Source organism: Winogradskyella epiphytica (genome assembly GCF_003217215.1).
GTDB classification, from domain to species: Bacteria; Bacteroidota; Bacteroidia; order Flavobacteriales; family Flavobacteriaceae; genus Winogradskyella; species Winogradskyella epiphytica.
Genome location: NZ_QJTD01000009.1, coordinates 12,002 through 28,927 on the forward strand (window position 1 = coordinate 12,002; position 16,926 = coordinate 28,927).

The following is a 16,926-nucleotide window of genomic DNA, read 5'->3' on the forward strand; positions in this document are numbered from 1 at the left end:
ATATATGTAGAAAGCGGTTGTGTAAGTATGTAGATTGAAACCTAATATGGAAACATATTTTGAATTCAATTCGATATTCACACAACCCTTTTTTTATTGAAAAATTCTAAATATAATTTGAAATTCATAAGTTTGATTTATGAATGATAATTTAAAAAACGAATTTTTCGGAATAGGTATTCAAAATGGTAAAACACCTGAAAACTTGGGTGTTTTATGGCGTTCAGCTCAAAACATGGGAGCAAGATTTATTTTCACTATCGGAAATCGTTATGCCAAACAAGCTTGCGATACCCATAACGCTGTGAAGTCTATGCCTTATTTTCATTATGAAACCTTTGAAGATTTCTTCAAAAACTTACCAAAAGGAGCGCGATTGGTGGGCGTAGAACTCACTGAAGATGCTGTGCCACTAGAAACCTTTCATCACCCAAGACGTTGTGTATATTTACTAGGAGCCGAAGATCATGGTTTGTCTCGAAAAGCCATAGAGAAAAGCCATTTTTTAGTGAAGTTTAAATCGGAATTGAGCCTTAATGTTTCGGTTGCGGGAAGTATAGTCATGTACGATAGAGGTATCGCTAAACCTAGAGTTTAGAAACATATAAAAACAAAAAAACCTTGAACAATTAGTTCAAGGTTTTTTTTATAAATTCAAAAAGAATTACCCATTCATTGATATAAGGAACTCTTCATTGTTTCTTGTTTGTTTGAAACGTTCGTTGATAAATTCCATGGCTTCAACAGGATTCATATCTGCAAGATACTTTCGCATTACCCACATTCTTTGGATAGTGTTTTCATCTAATAAGATATCATCACGTCGTGTACTCGATGAGGTTAAATCGATAGCAGGGAAAATTCTACGGTTAGAAATCTTACGATCTAACTGTAATTCCATATTACCAGTTCCTTTGAATTCCTCAAAGATCACTTCATCCATTTTAGAACCAGTTTCCGTTAAGGCTGTAGCAATAATGGTTAAAGATCCACCATTTTCAATATTACGTGCAGCACCAAAGAAACGTTTTGGTTTGTGTAAAGCATTGGCATCTACACCACCAGAAAGAATCTTACCAGATGCAGGTTGAACGGTGTTATAGGCTCTAGCTAAACGTGTAATCGAATCTAAAAGAATCACAACATCATGACCACATTCTACTAAACGTTTTGCTTTTTCTAAAACAATATTAGCAATTTTCACATGTTCATGGGCTTCTTTATCAAACGTTGAAGCAATAACTTCTCCACGTACATTACGTTGCATATCTGTAACTTCTTCTGGACGTTCATCAATTAATAAAATCATTTGATAAACTTCAGGATGGTTCGCTGCAATAGCATTTGCCACATCCTTAAGAAGCATAGTTTTACCCGTTTTAGGTTGTGATACAATCATACCACGTTGTCCTTTTCCAATTGGAGAGAACAAATCCATAATTCGCGTAGAAATCGTAGCTTGCTTTTCAGCAATATTGAATTTCTCTTGTGGGAATAACGGTGTTAAATGTTCAAAAGCTACTCTGTCTCTTACAACATTTGGATTCTGACCATTGATTTTACTCACTTTAATTAAAGGGAAATATTTTTCACCTTCTTTTGGAGGTCTTACATGTCCAAGGACCGTATCACCTGTTTTTAATCCAAATAATCTAATTTGAGATTGAGATACATAAATATCATCAGGAGAAGACAGGTAGTTATAATCCGAAGATCTTAAAAATCCATAACCATCTTGCATGATATCTAAGACACCTTCACTTTCAATAATAGCATCAAATTCAAAATCTGGCTCACGGTAGCGATTTCTGCTATCCTTATTACCATTATTTTTTGAGCTACCACCATGTGTGTTGCCATCTTTATCTTTAGAACGCGGTTGTCTTGAATCGTTGCCTTGAGAACGTTTTTTATCGTCTTTGCGCGGATTAGGCTTCTTATGTTCTGGAGATTTTGGATTAGGCTTATTGTCTTTTGTAGACTTTTCCTCTTTAGACTTAAGGTCTTGTGGTTTGTTCTCTGGAGCTGTGCGCTCTTGAGGTTTGCGAGGATTTGGTTTATTTTGTTCTTGAGGCTTAGCTTTAACGTCTTGCGTATCGTCCTTAAGCTCTAAAGATTTTTGATTGGTACTCTCTCTTGGCTTTTGTGGAACTCGAGCACGTTTTTGAGCTGGCTTATTTGGTGGTGTAGGTTCTGATTTAGCTTCAGTATCTACTTTAGCTTTAACCACCTCTGGATTAGCTGCTTGATAATCTAAAATCTGATAAACCAAGTCTAATTTTTTTTGTGTACGGTACTTAGGTACGTTTAGTTTTTTAGCTATCTCCTGTAATTCAGGAAGTTTTTTAGCCTTTAACTGAGAAATTTCAAACATTCTGTATGTTGTATATGTATTATAATTTTGATATTATTAATTCAATATTTTCTAAATGAAATTTCGAAATGAAACAATAAAGAAAAAAAGTGAGATTAATTTGGAAGATTAGAAAGATGTAATTCAGTGTGTTACTCTTTCTTATGCAATAATACGATTTTATTTTAAAACAATTTCTATCTTTTTCGAAAATAAACTCCTAATTTTGCAGAACTTTTTAAGTAAAGGATATGATTCAACGTATACAAACTCTATATTTATTTTTGGCTGCGGTTATTTCAGCAGGCTTAATATTTGTGTTTCACTTATGGACGAATAATGAAGGTGACGAAATATATGCTCTAAATAATTATGTATATGCAGGCCTGTTTTTTGGTTCTGCTTTGTTATCTTTGATTTCGATTTTTAGATTTAAGAATAGGAAATCTCAATTTATATTGGGACGACTTAATATAATATTAAACTTTATTTTACTAGGAATCTTTGTGTATCAATCTCTAAATTTATCTGGAGAAACTAACGTTTCTGAGAAAGGTATTGGGATGCTTCTTCCTATTTTTTCTATTGTGTGTTTAGCCTTGGCTAACAAGGCTATTAAAAAGGATGAAGATCTTGTAAAATCTGTTGATCGATTACGATGAACCTAAAATCTTAGTAGTATTAGTGTGAAAAACCCAGACGCTGCCGTCTGGGTTTTTTTATGTCTAATTTTTAAGATTAATTCCTAAACTTTTCTTAATTATTTGAAATAAGTAACATAGGTTACAGAGCTCTTCAACAATTTTCAATACTATTGTAATGAATGAAAAGTAAAGGTTACATAGCACTTCTTTTAGTCTCTATTTTTATGGTGAAATTTATTGCCATAGATGCTCATGCTCTAAGTACAGTATTTAGTGAGAAGGGCGTTTTTTTAGTGAATAAACATTGTAAAAAAGCTAACCTCACCACAAAAATTTCTCGTTCGGCAGAATTGTCCCATGCAAATAATTTAGGGGTTGAAGTGATAGATATGGCTGGATATTGTACCTCACAATTTCATTTTACTCATTTCTCATGGGAAACTTCAGTACTAAAACCTATGGCAGTTTTTAACGAACATTTTATTTCGAGTCTAAGTTTTTTGTACTTAGATAAAGTATCTCCTCCTCCGCGCTTAGTTTAAAAGTCACAAAACTTAATTCGATGCACAAGAAGTAAAATAAGATTTTCCATTTATCAAGGGGATTTCAGTAGTGTGCATGACATCGACTCAATTCATCATTTTATAACGTTAATAATGACTAAAACAATTTCAGTTAGTCGTCGATCCGTTCAGCTATTACGCATACTAGTTAGTGGTATATTCCTTATAGCAGGATTAAACCATTTGCTAAACACAGAGAAAACTGTAAACAGAATTGAACAAGCTAGTTTTAAAGGCATCGCTTATTTTTTTGGCGAACCTCAATTGCTTGTTATTCTTTCGGGTGTCGTAATGCTATCGGCTGGCTTATTATTTCTTTTAGGATTTAAAACGAAATGGACAGCACTTATTTTATTGGCCGTTTTAATTCCAATCACATTAACCGTTCAAGTCGGACAAATTAATACGCTTGGACCCTTATTTAAAAATCTTGCAATTTTAGGTGGACTTCTTTTTTTTATATGGAACGACACTGATAATCTTAAAAAATAAACACATTATGATAATAAATATGTCTCAGACGAAATCAATTCTTTATGGTGCATTTTTTCTAATGCTTACACTGTTTAATGTAAATACGATTCAAGCACAAGAGAAGAATAATGATAAAATTAATTATGTAGTACTCACTAAAAAAATCCCACAATTACAACCGATTCTATTGGCTGCTGAAGCTCTTAAGGCTGAAGATGGCGCTGCCTTTGGTGACTTTCAAGTCATTGTCTGCGGTAAAGAAATTGGAGATATTACAGCTCCAGAAAAGGTAACTAAGTTCCTAAATCGAGCCGATGAACTTGGTGTTCAGATTATCGCTTGCGGATTTTCCTTGAATAAGTTTAAGGTGGATAGAGCAGCTGTACCCAAAGACATGAAAATCGTGGAAAATGGAATTCTACATAATTTACAACTTCAGAAAAAAGGATATATAAGCATTACATTATAACTATGAAAATCTATATAAAAGCAACTTTAAGAACTGTCGGCCTCATTGGAATAGTGTTATTTTTTAATTCTTGTAAAAACAATTTGGCTAGCTCAGAGGTGAGTAACACAAGTAAAAATGACACCTTAAGTGTAACCATATTACAAACCGCTGATATTCATGGGCAATTAGATACGCATCCTGAATTGTTTTGGGAAAATGAAGAAATTGTATTTAAAAATCGAGGTGGATTGGCTAATATCAAAACACTATTTGATCGCGAACGTCAAAACAATCCTAATCGGACAATCATAGTTGATGGTGGTGATTTGATTCAAGGAAGTGGTTATGCCGCTTTATCTGAAGGGAAAGTTATGCCAGACATCATAAAAAATATGGGTTACGACCTAATTATTCCAGGAAACTGGGAGGTGGTTTATGGTAAAGATATCATGATGGAGGTGATGACGGGTTATGACACTGAGGTGATTGTGCAAAACATGTATCATGAAGAAGATGAGAAACCATTGTTTCCGGCATCTTGGGTTAAAGAAATTGAAGGAATTCGTTTTGGCTTCGTGGGTATTAATGATCCTGATGTTCCTGTAAGACAAAATCCTATTTTCAGTAAAGGGATGAGTTTTAGTGGACTTAATGCGGACTTAAAGAAAACAGTGGATGACTTCAAAGTAAACGAAAATATCGATGTTCTTTTTTTAGTGACTCATATAGGGATTTTTAAACAAGTAGAATTAGCTAACAACCCAATAGCGGAACATGCCGATTATATTTTAGGAAATGATACACACGAGCGTGTACGTGAACTAATTCCAGGCAAATACGCTAAAGTTACGGAGCCAGGAGCTTTTGGTTCTTTCGTTGGAAAATTGACCTTGCATTTTGTAGATGGTAAATTGGTTGGCGACGATTACGAACTTATAGATGTTGATCCAGAGGTGTTTCCAGCAGATCCAAAAATTCAAGATCTAGTCGATAAGGCCAAAGCACCTTATAAAGATCATTTAGAAACGATAGTGGGTTATACTACGACTCCGATTTATCGCTACTTAACAGTGGAAAACCCAATGGATAACATGATTACAGATGCAGCACGTTGGAAAACTGGTGCAGATATAGCGATTTCCAACGGGTTCCGTTTTGGAAACCCTATAGTTCCTGAAGATGGAAAACCGGCTCCTATCACAAGAGCTAATTTATGGAACCTACTTCCCGTAAACGAACCTGTAAAAACAGGAAAAGCAACCGGAAAACAAATTAAAGATTGGTTAGAAAAGGAAATGCATAATGCTTTTTCTCAAAATCCAATGGAACGGTTTGGAGGCTGGTTAGTGCGTTACTCGGGAATGACTGTTGAATTTAAAAGTCAGAATGAAAGAGGAAATCGAATTACATCCATAACAGTTAATGGAGAACCTATGCAAGATGAAAAATATTATACCATATCAGCATGCGTGCGTCCAGGTGATCCCATTGATAATTTATGTAGAATGTCTGATGTAAAAGATGTTGAAGTCAAAGATTATACGATTCATGATGCGGTAGAAGAGTACCTTCAAAAAAATTCACCAGTTTCACCTGTTTTAGAAGGTCGTGCCTATTGTGATTATTTAGGAACTTATTCGTTTTCAACGGTTCCAAAAACAGATTATAAATTTCAATAATAGTAACTAATGAGTAGGAAGAAAAATGATAAAAAGGCCACTTGGGTTCAATACGGAGTCACGGCTTTAGTTGTAATTATACTTTACGTAACAGGTTTGCACACAGAAGTCATTGGCTTTGTGCAGCGCGGACTTCTAGCCACTGGATTAATGAACCCCGATGTGGAACAAATCTCAGAAGAATCTTCAAGTTCTTCTAAATCAATACCGGCTGACTTTAGTTTACAACTGATCGATGCTTATGGTAATTTCACAACCTTAGAAGAAATGAAAGGTAAAGTTATCTTCATTAATTTTTGGGCAACATGGTGTCCGCCTTGTATTGCCGAAATGCCCAGCATAGATAAACTTTATAAAGAAATGGGAGATGATGTGGCCTTCGTGATATTATCAGTCGACCAAGATTTTGAAAAAGCTAAAGCTTTCGATAAGCGTAAAGGGTATAACCTTCCTATTTATGCTCCGGCAGGTCAATTGCCAGAGATGTATCAGGCATCATCACTTCCAACAACCTATATCATAGATGCTAAAGGTAATTTAGCTTTAACACATAAAGGAATGGCCGATTATAACGATGATAATTTTAAAGCATTTCTTAAACGTTTAATGTAAAACGTTTTCAAAAAGTGGCAGGCAAGGAATAAGGGGCTTGTCTGCCCTTTTTTTACAGATAAATCGGAGTGAAGAATATATCTATTTTGAAAACTCTATCACTTCTAAATCTTTAATGGTTTTACCATCAATTTTAAAGCGCAACATGGTTCTAACTTTATGGAATCCGTGTTTACCAGCAGCGCCAGGATTCATATGTAATAAGTCTAATTTTTTATCAGGCATAACTTTTAAAATATGTGAATGGCCTGTAATAAAAATATCAGGCGGATTTTCACTTAGCGCCTCTCTCACTATATTATTATATCGTGGCGGATAACCACCAATATGAGTGATCCATATATCCATTTCTTCACACATAAACCTGTTATTAAGTGAAAACTCAGAACGTGCTTCGGCACCATCAATATTGCCATAAACTGCTTTTAACGGTTTCAGCTTTTTTATCTGATCAGTTACGGTTAAGTCACCAATATCGCCAGCATGCCAAACTTCATCAGCTTGTTTTACGTGATTAAGAATGGCCTCGTCTATATAACTATGCGTGTCTGATAAAAGGAGTATTTTTTTCAAGAAATATTTTCATTTTTTCGTTCCCTCGAAATCGGGGAACTTGTTATTGTACGTAGGTCTTTTTCTTTTACATGGGAATTATAGGAGTGTTGTCTACTGAAGTAGAACTAGTATTAACTCAAATTTTTTGCTTTTGAAAAAACTATAAACTTATATTAAACTCTAAATATTCCGTTAATGAGATTCCTGCCTTCGCAGGAATAAAGTACCTTTGCATTTCAACAAAAGTAAGATTTCTATTGCGATTTTTTATTGAACTTTCATATAATGGTAAAGCATATCATGGGTGGCAAATTCAGCCAACCGCTATTTCTGTGCAGGAAGTGGTAGAAAAGGCCTTATCCACTCTACTTAAATCAGAAATTGCAATTATGGGTGCTGGTAGAACAGATGCTGGAGTTCATGCATCACAACTATTTGCGCATTTTGATTATGACGAGGAAATTGATGAAAAGAAATTGACTTACAAGTTGAATTCATTTTTACCTAAAGATATTGCTGTAAAATCGATTTTTAAAGTGAAGCCTGAAGCGCACGCAAGATTTGATGCCTTGAGTAGAACCTATCATTATAAAATATCGACAGCCAAAGATGTTTTTAATTATGATTATAGCTATCAAGTCCATTTGCCTTTAGATCTTAAAGCGATGAATGAGGCTTGTAAAATTCTATATGAGTATAAAGATTTTCAATGTTTTTCTAAGACGAATACAGACGTAAAAACGTATAATTGTGATATAAAGGAAGCATTTTGGACACAAGAAGATAATCATTTAATGTTTACGATTACGGCAGATCGTTTTTTACGAAATATGGTAAGAGCGATAGTGGGAACTATGGTTAATATTGGTTTAGGAAAAATGAAGGCAGAAGATTTACATCAAATTATTGCCTCAAAGAATAGGAGTGAAGCAGGATTTTCAGTTCCGGCACATGGCTTATATTTGGTGAAAATTGTATATCCAGAAACGATTAAATTAGAAGACTAAAGAAATACCGAATCAAATTCGGCATAAAATGGCAGAAAACCGAAAGAAAATATTTGATATATCGCTTTTTACGCGACTCTTGAAATACATAAAACCCTATCGTGCGGTATTTGTGATTTCATTAGTTTGTGTTATAGGTTTAGCTTTGTTTGGTGCATTCCGACCATATATTTTAAAGGAAGCGATTGATATAAAAATTGCTAACAAAGAATATAATGGCTTTGTATTATACATGGTTATAATGCTGGTCTTATTACTTCTTGAAGTGGTGTCACAATTGCTCTTTATTTATTACGCGAGTTGGTTGGGACAATCCGTCGTAAGAGATATTCGTGTTAAGTTATTTCGACATATGCTTAGGTTTAAAATGACCTATTTTGATAAATCGTCCGTAGGCGTTTTGATTACGAGAGCTGTCACAGATATGGAACGTATTGCGGATATCTTCGGGCAAGGGCTGTTCATGATTTTTAGTGATATTCTAAAAATGATGGTTGTAGCAGGCTTTATGTTCTATATGAATTGGAAGTTAAGCCTTATCGTTATCTTTACACTTCCTATTATTTTGTTTGCGACGAGAGTGTTTCAAAAATATATGAAACGTGCCTTTGAGGATGTTCGTACAGAGGTTTCTAATTTGAATTCATTCGTACAAGAACGTGTAACCGGAATGAAAATATTGCAGCTATTTACACGAGAAGATACAGAATATAAAAAGTTTATGGCGATTAACGAGCGTCATAAAAAAGGATGGTTGAAAACAGTTTGGTATAACTCTATTTTCTTTCCAATTGCCGATTTTATTTCATCGGTGACTATGGGAGCTGTGATTTGGATTGGTGGTTTAAATGCTGTGGTTGGTGAGACCGCTACCTTAGGTGATTTAATTGCCTTTACCATGTTTATTCCAATGTTGTTTAGACCTTTAAACCAAATTGCAAATAAGTTTAATACCCTGCAAATGGGTATGGTCGCTGCCGATCGTGTGTTTAAAGTCTTAGATACCACTTCTAATATTGACGATGTTGGAACCATAGAAGCGAATCATTTTAATGGCGCCATTTCATTTAAAGATGTACGATTCTCTTATATAAAAGATGAAGAAGTTTTAAAAGGCATTTCTTTTGATGTGCAACCGGGTGAAACTGTGGCAATTGTTGGAGCTACTGGTGCCGGTAAATCGACTATTATTAATTTGCTGAATCGTTTTTACGAAATTAATTCAGGAGTTATAAAAGTAGATGATATCGACATTAAAGACTTAACACTAAGTTCGCTTAGAAGTCAGATTGCTGTGGTGCTTCAAGATGTGTTTTTATTTGCAGATACGATTTTGAATAATATCACATTGAATAACGATGATGTAACCGAAGAAGACGTTATTAATGCAGCAAAAGAAATTGGTATTCATGAATTTATCATGAGTCTACCTAATGGTTATCATTATAATGTGAAGGAAAGAGGCGTCATGTTATCTTCTGGTCAAAGACAGTTGATTTCATTTTTAAGGGCCTACGTCACTAACCCTAGCATTTTGATATTAGATGAAGCGACTTCTTCTGTAGATTCTTATTCAGAACAACTGATACAAGATGCCACTGATAAAATTACAAAGGGAAGAACCTCTATTGTTATTGCGCATAGATTAGCCACTATTCAACAAGCTGATAAAATTATTGTAATGGATGCTGGTGAAATTGTTGAGATTGGTACACACAAATCACTCTTAGAACAAGAAAGTGGATACTATAAAAATCTTTATGAGGTTCAGTTCTTGAAGGCTGAAGTGGTTTAGGGAAAAACTTATTGTACTTCAGTTCCCCATGAACTCTGTGTACTAAGCTAAGTCTTCTTTAATTTTATCTCTTAGCTCATCCGTGTTTTGAAACATAACAAATTCGCCATTTTTTATATAAGAAATTTGTCCAGTTTCTTCACTTACACATAATGCGACAGCATCAGTCTTTTCGGTAATACCAATTGCAGCTCTGTGGCGTAAGCCAAAACGTTCTGGTATGGTTCTATCATTACTTACAGGAAGTATAACTCGAGTGGCTTTTACTATGTTATTATCAATAATAATAGCGCCATCGTGAAGTGGACTATTCTTAAAAAAGATACTTTCTATGATAGGTTGTGAGACAAGGATATTCATCTCATCACCTGTATTAGTTAAGAAATCTAAGTTATTATTTCTTTCAATAACAATTAATGCGCCGGTATTTGTAGCGCCCATTTTATTGCAAGCATTAACTATTGCATCAACATCCGTTGTGGTTTGGTCGTCGTTTTTAAGGAATTTGAAATTTTTAAAAATATTTCGTTTGCCACCTATATTAGTAGAGCCAACCATTAAAAGAAATTTCCTGATTTCAGGTTGAAAGACCACAATTAAGGCAATAATACCAACTTTCATAAACCCATCAAAAATGCTATACAGCATATACATATTGAGGTAGTCTGTTAGTCGCCATGCAAAATAAATGATAAGAATACCAATAAAAATATTGATAGCGACCGTTCCTTTAACTAGTTTATAGATATAATAGAGTAGGATGGCAACGAGAAATACATCCACAAAGTCTATAAATCTAAAATCCCAAAGTTGTAAGTTGTCCAAAAGCTATTGTCTTTTTGCTAATTTAATAATTTAAGTTTAGTGGAAGGAGAAATCCGATTTCATTATTCGCGTTTTATGGCAGTGAATGCTTCAATTAATAAATGTACTCGGTAGAGTCAATCTTTATCTTATCGGATTTTATTTTCAATAGTTTCGTTTTTATTGATATATAATCTTGAAAGCTAAGGCCTTTATCAAAATAGAAATTCACTTTAAAACCATGAATTTTTTCATCTTTAGATGAAGGTGAGTGAAGTTTTAATAAATCTCGATAAGTCACCGTTTTTTTCTTGAATTTATCTTGATTTTCAGCATGGATTCGCACTTTTAAAGGTGTAAATTCAACTGAAGGTTCTTTAGCTGAGCTTTGGCTTATATTATCTTCACTAATATCTTCCTCACTTAGGTTGTCATTAGTTTCCTCCGCTTTGTCTTCTTCATTTTCTTTAGAAGTGCTCGGGAGTAATTCAATAAGGTCTATTAATTTTTTTTCAGGGTTTTCAAATTCGTAATAGATATCTGTAAACTCTATAAAGCCTAAATTTTTAATATTCGTAGCGTTACAGGTGTAATAATTCTTGGCTTCTTCATTTTTATGCATTCCAGCATTTCGCTTCTTGTCTTGCATCAATTTAATTTTTGGAATGGCTTGATTTAATGTCAAACGTCTATCAACATTAACCAACCAATTGGTAGAAATAATTAAATTTTTCCGATTGAGTAAAGTCGAATCTGTTTGTGTTTCATCATAAAAAATATAGGCTGGTGACACGTCTAAAACTTCTGTGATTTCTGCCTGTTCAATTTCTGGAAGATGTAAAATACGTTCCTTACTGCAATTTAGACATGTTAAAATAATGAGTAGATATATATAGCGCATTGGTTTTTTAGGATATATTGAGTTTTTTATGTTTTTGCCGTTTCTATTATTTTATACAGCCCTAAAGTCTCCTTGAGGGGACATCCCTAATCGATTAATCGGAACATTGTCCCCTTGAAGGGACTTTAGGGGTGTTATTTAACGATTAATATGTTGTTATATTTCATAATTTAAAAGTAACATATTTTAAATCCTAATAGGTATTTAGCTGGTTAAAAAGAGTGACACATTCCATCACTTCTTGAACATCGTGAACTCGTAAAATTGATGCGCCTTTTTGTAAGCTAACCATATGTAAGGCCGTCGTACCATTTAACGCGAATTGTGGTGTTGTATTCAATGTCTTATAAATCATCGACTTTCTGGAAATTCCAGCTAAAATAGGTTTGTCAATGAGCTCAAGCAATTCCAATTTATGCATCAATTCAAAATTTTGTTCTAAAGTTTTAGAAAAACCGAACCCAGGATCTATTATAATATCGTTGATTTTTTCTTTGTGTGCAGCGGCTATTCGTTCTGCAAAATAAGCGATGACCTCTTTTGCTAAATCGTCGTACTGAGTTAGTGTCTGCATGGTATTAGGATTCCCTTTCATATGCATCATGATATAAGGTACGCCAAGTTTACCTACCGTAGAAAGCATATTGTCATCCAATTTTCCTGCTGAAATATCATTGACTAATGCTGCGCCAGATTCAACACTTTGTTTAGCCACCTGACTGCGAAAAGTATCAATGGAAATTAAGGTTTTGGGAAAATGTTTTAGAATTAATTCAATTATTGGAATAACACGATTTAACTCTTCACCCTCGCTTACATCGTCGGCATTTGGTCGTGAACTATAACCACCTATATCTATAAAAGTAGCCCCTTCTTGCAGCATCTTTTCAACTTGTTTGAGAATGTCTGAAGTTTCCTTATGTTTACCACCATCGAAGAATGAATCTGGTGTCACATTTAGAATCCCCATGACTTTAGGAGTGGATAAATCTACAAGTTGGCCTTTACAATTAATTGTCATAAATGGATTTGAAATTCGATAATAGAGTGCAAAGTTGTTAATATAAACTAAAAGTTTCAAGTAAAAATTAAAACATTGAACAGCTAACTTTGAACTCTTAACTATTTAAGCGAAATTTACGCAAATTTTACTCGAAAATCGAGATATTTATAATTTCGAGTTTTCTTATTTTTAACCCAATAAAGCTTGTAACAACGAGGAGCTAATTTTTAATAAATGCAAGATACTTCAAAACAATACGATGCTATAATCGCAAAATCAAGAGCGCTATTTGTAAATAAGATGACTGATTATGGGAGTGCATGGCGCATTTTAAGATTACCATCATTAACCGATCAAATTTTTATAAAAGCTCAACGAATTAGAGGATTGCAACAAAATGCCGAGAGGAAAGTTGACGAAGGTGAGGTTAGTGAATTTATTGGAATTATTAATTACTGCGCCATGGCTTTAATTCAATTAGATAAGGGCGTTGTAGAGCAACCAGATCTAAATACAGAAGAAGCTACCGAATTGTATGATGAAAAAATTGCAATAACCAAGCAGTTGATGATGAATAAAAATCATGATTACGGGGAAGCGTGGAGAGATATGCGAGTAAGTTCTTTAACGGATTTAATTTTGCAAAAACTATTACGAGTAAAACAGATAGAAGACAACGCAGGGAAAACAATTGTTAGCGAAGGTATTGATGCTAATTATCAAGATATGATTAATTATGCGGTCTTTGCAATGATTCACTTAGGTGAAGCGGAGTAATACTCAAAATTAAAAAAAAACTAACTTTCAACTGATTTAAAGTTTGACGAGGTCAAATAAATCATAATACTTAAATAGCACTAAGAAATAAATAAGAACATGAAGTATTTAGTACAACTAAGCAGAATTTTTACAGGAATATTATTCGTTATTTCAGGGTTTATAAAATTGAACGATCCACTTGGGTTTTCATATAAATTGGAAGAATACTTCGGTTCAGATGTTTTAAATATTGAATTTTTAATTCCCTACGCTTTGGGAATTTCAGTGATTGTAGTTGTGTTTGAAGTCGTTTTAGGGGTGTTCCTATTAATAGGCTATAAACCAAAATTTACAGTTTGGAGTTTGCTTTTAATGATTGTCTTCTTCACTTTCTTAACCTTCTATTCCGCATATTTTGATAAAGTAAAAGACTGTGGCTGTTTCGGAGATGCTTTAAAATTAACCCCTTGGGAGAGTTTTACTAAAGATGTAGTGTTATTAGTGTTGATTTTAATCCTGTTTTTCGGAATTAAGCATATCAAACCAATTTTTTCAAGTTTAGTAACAACAGTAATTGCTCTATTAAGCTTCATTTTGTCGCTTTGGTTCGGATACCACGTATTGATGCACTTACCAGCGATTGATTTTAGAGCTTATGCTATAGGAAAGAATATTCCGGAACAAATGATTATTCCAGAAGATGCTCAAAAGCCAGTTTTAGAATATACTTGGACGTTTAACGTAAACGGAGAGGAACAAGAGTTTGTTACCAACGGAAGTTATCCAACTGTAGATGGCGAGTATGTTGGTGTTGAAACCAAAACTATTGACGAAGGTTATATTCCACCAATTCAAGATTTATCTATAGAATCTGAAGACGAAGATTTAACAGATCACTTTCTGTCACAAGAGAAACTTATTATGATTACCATGTATAATGTGACCAAAGCCGAATCAAAAGGTGTTGAAAAACTGAAAGCATTTTCAGAAAAGGCGAAAGCTAAAGGTTATACAGTGATCGGATTATCATCTTCAGGAGCTCAAGATAAAGCGAAAGTGAAACAAGAGTACAACCTTGATTTCGAGTTCTATTTATGTGATGAAAAAGTGATTAAAACTATAGTTAGAGCAAACCCAGGAATCATTATTCTAGAAAAGGGAACTGTGATGCAAAAAGCACATTGGAACGATTTAGAAGACCTGAAACTGTAATCTTAGTTTTTAATTACAATTAGCCGTTGGGGGAGAGAAATACAATTATATCAGGACTACTAATGATAAAGCATTGTGTTAATTAACCTAGTTCTATTTAATAGTAAAACAAGAAAATAAGGATTGATTAGATATTTAGCCAATAAAATCTTTTATGCTTTTATCACCTTAATTGGGGTGATTACCGTCATTTTCTTTTTGTTTACAATTTTACCAGGTGATCCAGCAAAGATGATGCTTGGGCAAAATCAAACGGCAGAGCAAGTAGAAGCAGTGAAGCAGAAGTACGGTTTTGACAAACCTATAGGAACACAGTTTTTGTACTATTTGAATGATTTATCACCAGTATCTTTTCATTCTAATACAGCCACAGATTATACCTTTTTAAGTCCAAATAAGTACACGGCCACAAAGTTATTCAGTATAGGAAATACAACAACGGTTTTAAAGGCCCCATATTTACGTGAGTCCTTCACCAAACAAGGCAAGAAAGTTACCCAAGTCATTGGAGAAACCATTCCAAATACATTTGTTTTAGCGATTTCGGCTATTGTTATTGCTATAATACTCGGTATTATTTTCGGTATTATTTCAGCATTGTATAAAGATACTTGGATAGATAAAACTATTCAGATTCTAAGCACTTTTGGTATGAGTGTGCCTTCATTTTTTAGTGCGATTCTGTTTGCCTGGTTATTTGGTTTTGTATGGCATAAGTACACCAATTTAGAAATGACAGGTAGTTTGTACGAACTCGATGATTTTGGAGAAAAAATGACCATCCAATGGAAAAACTTAGTTCTGCCTGCCATTGTTTTAGGAATTAGACCTTTAGCTGTGGTGATTCAACTTATGCGAAATTCCTTATTAGAAGTGCTTAATCAAGATTATATAAGAACAGCGAGAGCTAAAGGGTTAAGTGAATTTCAAGTGATAAAAAATCACGCTGTAAAAAATGCTCTAAATCCAGTGGTCACAGCGATTTCAGGTTGGTTTGCTTCAATGCTAGCAGGAGCCGTGTTTGTTGAATATATTTTCGGTTGGAATGGACTCGGAAAAGAAATAGTAAATGCACTAAACACCTTAGACTTACCCGTAATTATGGGAGCCGTTTTAGTCATAGCTATCATCTTTATTACCATTAATATTTTTGTAGATATTATTTACGCGTGGTTAGATCCAAGAGTTAAGTTGTCTTAAGCTTTAAGTTATCCATTGTCCACAGTAATTTGTCTTTAATATCTTATTTTTGTGAATTGAATTATCCTTTAAGGTTCACGAAACCCAATTGGACAAAATATAATTAGAAGTTTAACTAATAAGATACCCAATGTTATGGGCAATATTATGAGAAAAAATATAGTAGCCGGAAACTGGAAAATGAATAATGATTTAAAAGCCACTAAAAAGTTGGTCAAAAAAATCAGAAAATCACTTAAAAAATCAGACTTAAAAGATACAAGAGTAATCATAGCTCCAACCTTTGTAAATCTTGCTACTGCTGTAAAACGCTCAAAAAAATCAAAATTAGAAGTTGCGGCACAAAACATGCATCAAGCTAAAAACGGTGCCTTTACAGGTGAAGTTTCAGCGGAAATGTTAAGAAGTATTGGTGTTAAAACGGTGATTTTAGGGCACTCAGAAAGACGTGCATACTTTGGTGAAACCGATGAGCTATTAGCCGAAAAAGTAAACGCTGCTTTAGCCAATAAGCTAGAAGTTATCTTCTGTTTCGGAGAAGAATTAGCAGATAGAAAAGCGGGTAAAGAAGAAGCTGTGGTTGAGAGTCAAATCAAAAACGCGCTGTTCCATTTAGAGGCAGAGGCTTTCAAAAAAATCGTATTGGCATATGAACCTGTTTGGGCGATTGGAACTGGCGAAACAGCGAGTCCAGAACAAGCACAAGATATGCATGCATTTATCAGAAAGACTTTGGCGGATAAATACGGTAGCGACGTGGCTAATTCTGTTTCAATTCTTTATGGCGGAAGTGTAAAACCTGCCAACGCAAAGGAAATTTTCTCTAAACCAGACGTAGATGGTGGGTTAATTGGTGGTGCAGCATTAAAAGCCGAAGATTTTTCAGCTATAATTAACGCGTTTTAATCATATCA

18 protein-coding genes are annotated in these 16,926 nt (G+C 34.1%); 13 read left to right on the forward strand and 5 right to left on the reverse strand.

What is annotated here, in order from left to right; genetic code table 11:
* The first annotated feature begins 139 nt into the window (after positions 1-139).
* The gene (locus DFQ11_RS13705; protein WP_110476453.1) at positions 140-598 is read left to right on the forward strand and encodes an RNA methyltransferase; all 459 of its coding nucleotides are present in this window, start codon (positions 140-142) and stop codon (positions 596-598) included.
* A gap of 66 nt (positions 599-664) precedes the next feature.
* Here DFQ11_RS13705 and rho read toward each other — a convergent pair whose 3' ends face one another.
* The gene (gene rho / locus DFQ11_RS13710) at positions 665-2,374 is read right to left on the reverse strand and encodes a transcription termination factor Rho (RefSeq protein ID WP_110476454.1); all 1,710 of its coding nucleotides are present in this window, start codon (positions 2,372-2,374) and stop codon (positions 665-667) included.
* A 230-nt stretch (positions 2,375-2,604) separates the two neighbouring features.
* Here rho and DFQ11_RS13715 point away from each other — a divergent pair, with 230 nt between their 5' ends.
* From DFQ11_RS13715 to DFQ11_RS13740, 6 genes are all read left to right on the forward strand, one after another.
* Positions 2,605-3,015, forward strand: coding sequence for a DUF4293 domain-containing protein (locus DFQ11_RS13715; protein WP_110476455.1), 411 nt, complete (start codon positions 2,605-2,607; stop codon positions 3,013-3,015).
* A 161-nt stretch (positions 3,016-3,176) separates the two neighbouring features.
* Positions 3,177-3,539 carry a hypothetical protein gene (locus DFQ11_RS13720; protein WP_110476456.1) on the forward strand — a complete coding sequence of 121 codons (363 nt, stop codon included), beginning with the start codon at positions 3,177-3,179 and terminating at the stop codon, positions 3,537-3,539.
* Between the two features lie 114 nt (positions 3,540-3,653).
* Complete coding sequence (locus DFQ11_RS13725; protein ID WP_110476457.1) at positions 3,654-4,052, forward strand: DoxX family protein; 399 nt, start codon at positions 3,654-3,656, stop codon at positions 4,050-4,052.
* 19 nt (positions 4,053-4,071) lie between these two features.
* The gene (locus DFQ11_RS13730) at positions 4,072-4,503 is read left to right on the forward strand and encodes a sulfur reduction protein DsrE (RefSeq protein ID WP_233487603.1); all 432 of its coding nucleotides are present in this window, start codon (positions 4,072-4,074) and stop codon (positions 4,501-4,503) included.
* Positions 4,504-4,505: 2 nt separating this feature from the next.
* Complete coding sequence (locus tag DFQ11_RS13735; protein ID WP_110476458.1) at positions 4,506-6,164, forward strand: bifunctional metallophosphatase/5'-nucleotidase; 1,659 nt, start codon at positions 4,506-4,508, stop codon at positions 6,162-6,164.
* Positions 6,165-6,173: 9 nt separating this feature from the next.
* Positions 6,174-6,776: a TlpA family protein disulfide reductase gene (locus tag DFQ11_RS13740; protein WP_110476459.1), complete on the forward strand. Its 603-nt coding sequence runs from the start codon at positions 6,174-6,176 to the stop codon at positions 6,774-6,776.
* Between the two features lie 81 nt (positions 6,777-6,857).
* Here DFQ11_RS13740 and DFQ11_RS13745 read toward each other — a convergent pair whose 3' ends face one another.
* Complete coding sequence (locus DFQ11_RS13745; protein WP_110476460.1) at positions 6,858-7,349, reverse strand: metallophosphoesterase family protein; 492 nt, start codon at positions 7,347-7,349, stop codon at positions 6,858-6,860.
* Between the two features lie 239 nt (positions 7,350-7,588).
* Between DFQ11_RS13745 and truA the strand changes: the two genes are divergently transcribed.
* On the forward strand, positions 7,589-8,338 hold the full coding sequence (gene truA, locus DFQ11_RS13750) for a tRNA pseudouridine(38-40) synthase TruA (protein ID WP_110476461.1): 750 nt from the start codon (positions 7,589-7,591) through the stop codon (positions 8,336-8,338).
* A gap of 28 nt (positions 8,339-8,366) precedes the next feature.
* On the forward strand, positions 8,367-10,133 hold the full coding sequence (locus DFQ11_RS13755; RefSeq protein ID WP_110476462.1) for an ABC transporter ATP-binding protein: 1,767 nt from the start codon (positions 8,367-8,369) through the stop codon (positions 10,131-10,133).
* A gap of 42 nt (positions 10,134-10,175) precedes the next feature.
* Here DFQ11_RS13755 and cdaA read toward each other — a convergent pair whose 3' ends face one another.
* The 3 genes from cdaA to folP form a co-directional block, all read right to left on the reverse strand.
* Positions 10,176-10,958, reverse strand: a complete 783-nt coding sequence (gene cdaA, locus DFQ11_RS13760; RefSeq protein ID WP_110476463.1) for a diadenylate cyclase CdaA — start codon at positions 10,956-10,958, stop codon at positions 10,176-10,178.
* 94 nt (positions 10,959-11,052) lie between these two features.
* Entirely contained in the window at positions 11,053-11,838 is a 786-nt protein-coding gene (locus tag DFQ11_RS13765; protein ID WP_110476464.1) for a hypothetical protein, read from the reverse strand.
* A gap of 193 nt (positions 11,839-12,031) precedes the next feature.
* The gene (folP, locus tag DFQ11_RS13770; protein WP_110476465.1) at positions 12,032-12,859 is read right to left on the reverse strand and encodes a dihydropteroate synthase; all 828 of its coding nucleotides are present in this window, start codon (positions 12,857-12,859) and stop codon (positions 12,032-12,034) included.
* A gap of 216 nt (positions 12,860-13,075) precedes the next feature.
* Here folP and DFQ11_RS13775 point away from each other — a divergent pair, with 216 nt between their 5' ends.
* From DFQ11_RS13775 to tpiA, 4 genes are all read left to right on the forward strand, one after another.
* Positions 13,076-13,618: a DUF1599 domain-containing protein gene (locus DFQ11_RS13775; RefSeq protein ID WP_110476466.1), complete on the forward strand. Its 543-nt coding sequence runs from the start codon at positions 13,076-13,078 to the stop codon at positions 13,616-13,618.
* Between the two features lie 99 nt (positions 13,619-13,717).
* Complete coding sequence (locus DFQ11_RS13780) at positions 13,718-14,812, forward strand: BT_3928 family protein (RefSeq protein WP_110476467.1); 1,095 nt, start codon at positions 13,718-13,720, stop codon at positions 14,810-14,812.
* 123 nt (positions 14,813-14,935) lie between these two features.
* Positions 14,936-16,012 (forward strand): ABC transporter permease, encoded by a 1,077-nt coding sequence (locus tag DFQ11_RS13785; protein ID WP_110476468.1) that lies wholly within the window; start codon positions 14,936-14,938, stop codon positions 16,010-16,012.
* A gap of 147 nt (positions 16,013-16,159) precedes the next feature.
* The gene (gene tpiA / locus DFQ11_RS13790) at positions 16,160-16,918 is read left to right on the forward strand and encodes a triose-phosphate isomerase (RefSeq protein WP_110476500.1); all 759 of its coding nucleotides are present in this window, start codon (positions 16,160-16,162) and stop codon (positions 16,916-16,918) included.
* The last annotated feature ends 8 nt before the right edge of the window (positions 16,919-16,926 follow it).

Excerpts from the sequence above, each read along its gene's own strand:
- DFQ11_RS13705 (WP_110476453.1), top strand. The coding sequence starts at position 140 with ATGAATGATAATTTAAAAAACGAATTTTTCGGAATAGGTATTCAAAAT.
- rho (WP_110476454.1), bottom strand. The coding sequence starts at position 2,374 with ATGTTTGAAATTTCTCAGTTAAAGGCTAAAAAACTTCCTGAATTACAG.
- DFQ11_RS13715 (WP_110476455.1), top strand. The coding sequence starts at position 2,605 with ATGATTCAACGTATACAAACTCTATATTTATTTTTGGCTGCGGTTATT.
- DFQ11_RS13720 (WP_110476456.1), top strand. The coding sequence starts at position 3,177 with ATGAAAAGTAAAGGTTACATAGCACTTCTTTTAGTCTCTATTTTTATG.
- DFQ11_RS13725 (WP_110476457.1), top strand. The coding sequence starts at position 3,654 with ATGACTAAAACAATTTCAGTTAGTCGTCGATCCGTTCAGCTATTACGC.
- DFQ11_RS13730 (WP_233487603.1), top strand. The coding sequence starts at position 4,072 with ATGTCTCAGACGAAATCAATTCTTTATGGTGCATTTTTTCTAATGCTT.
- DFQ11_RS13735 (WP_110476458.1), top strand. The coding sequence starts at position 4,506 with ATGAAAATCTATATAAAAGCAACTTTAAGAACTGTCGGCCTCATTGGA.
- DFQ11_RS13740 (WP_110476459.1), top strand. The coding sequence starts at position 6,174 with ATGAGTAGGAAGAAAAATGATAAAAAGGCCACTTGGGTTCAATACGGA.
- DFQ11_RS13755 (WP_110476462.1), top strand. The coding sequence starts at position 8,367 with ATGGCAGAAAACCGAAAGAAAATATTTGATATATCGCTTTTTACGCGA.
- DFQ11_RS13765 (WP_110476464.1), bottom strand. The coding sequence starts at position 11,838 with ATGCGCTATATATATCTACTCATTATTTTAACATGTCTAAATTGCAGT.
- folP (WP_110476465.1), bottom strand. The coding sequence starts at position 12,859 with ATGACAATTAATTGTAAAGGCCAACTTGTAGATTTATCCACTCCTAAA.
- DFQ11_RS13775 (WP_110476466.1), top strand. The coding sequence starts at position 13,076 with ATGCAAGATACTTCAAAACAATACGATGCTATAATCGCAAAATCAAGA.
- DFQ11_RS13780 (WP_110476467.1), top strand. The coding sequence starts at position 13,718 with ATGAAGTATTTAGTACAACTAAGCAGAATTTTTACAGGAATATTATTC.
- tpiA (WP_110476500.1), top strand. The coding sequence starts at position 16,160 with ATGAGAAAAAATATAGTAGCCGGAAACTGGAAAATGAATAATGATTTA.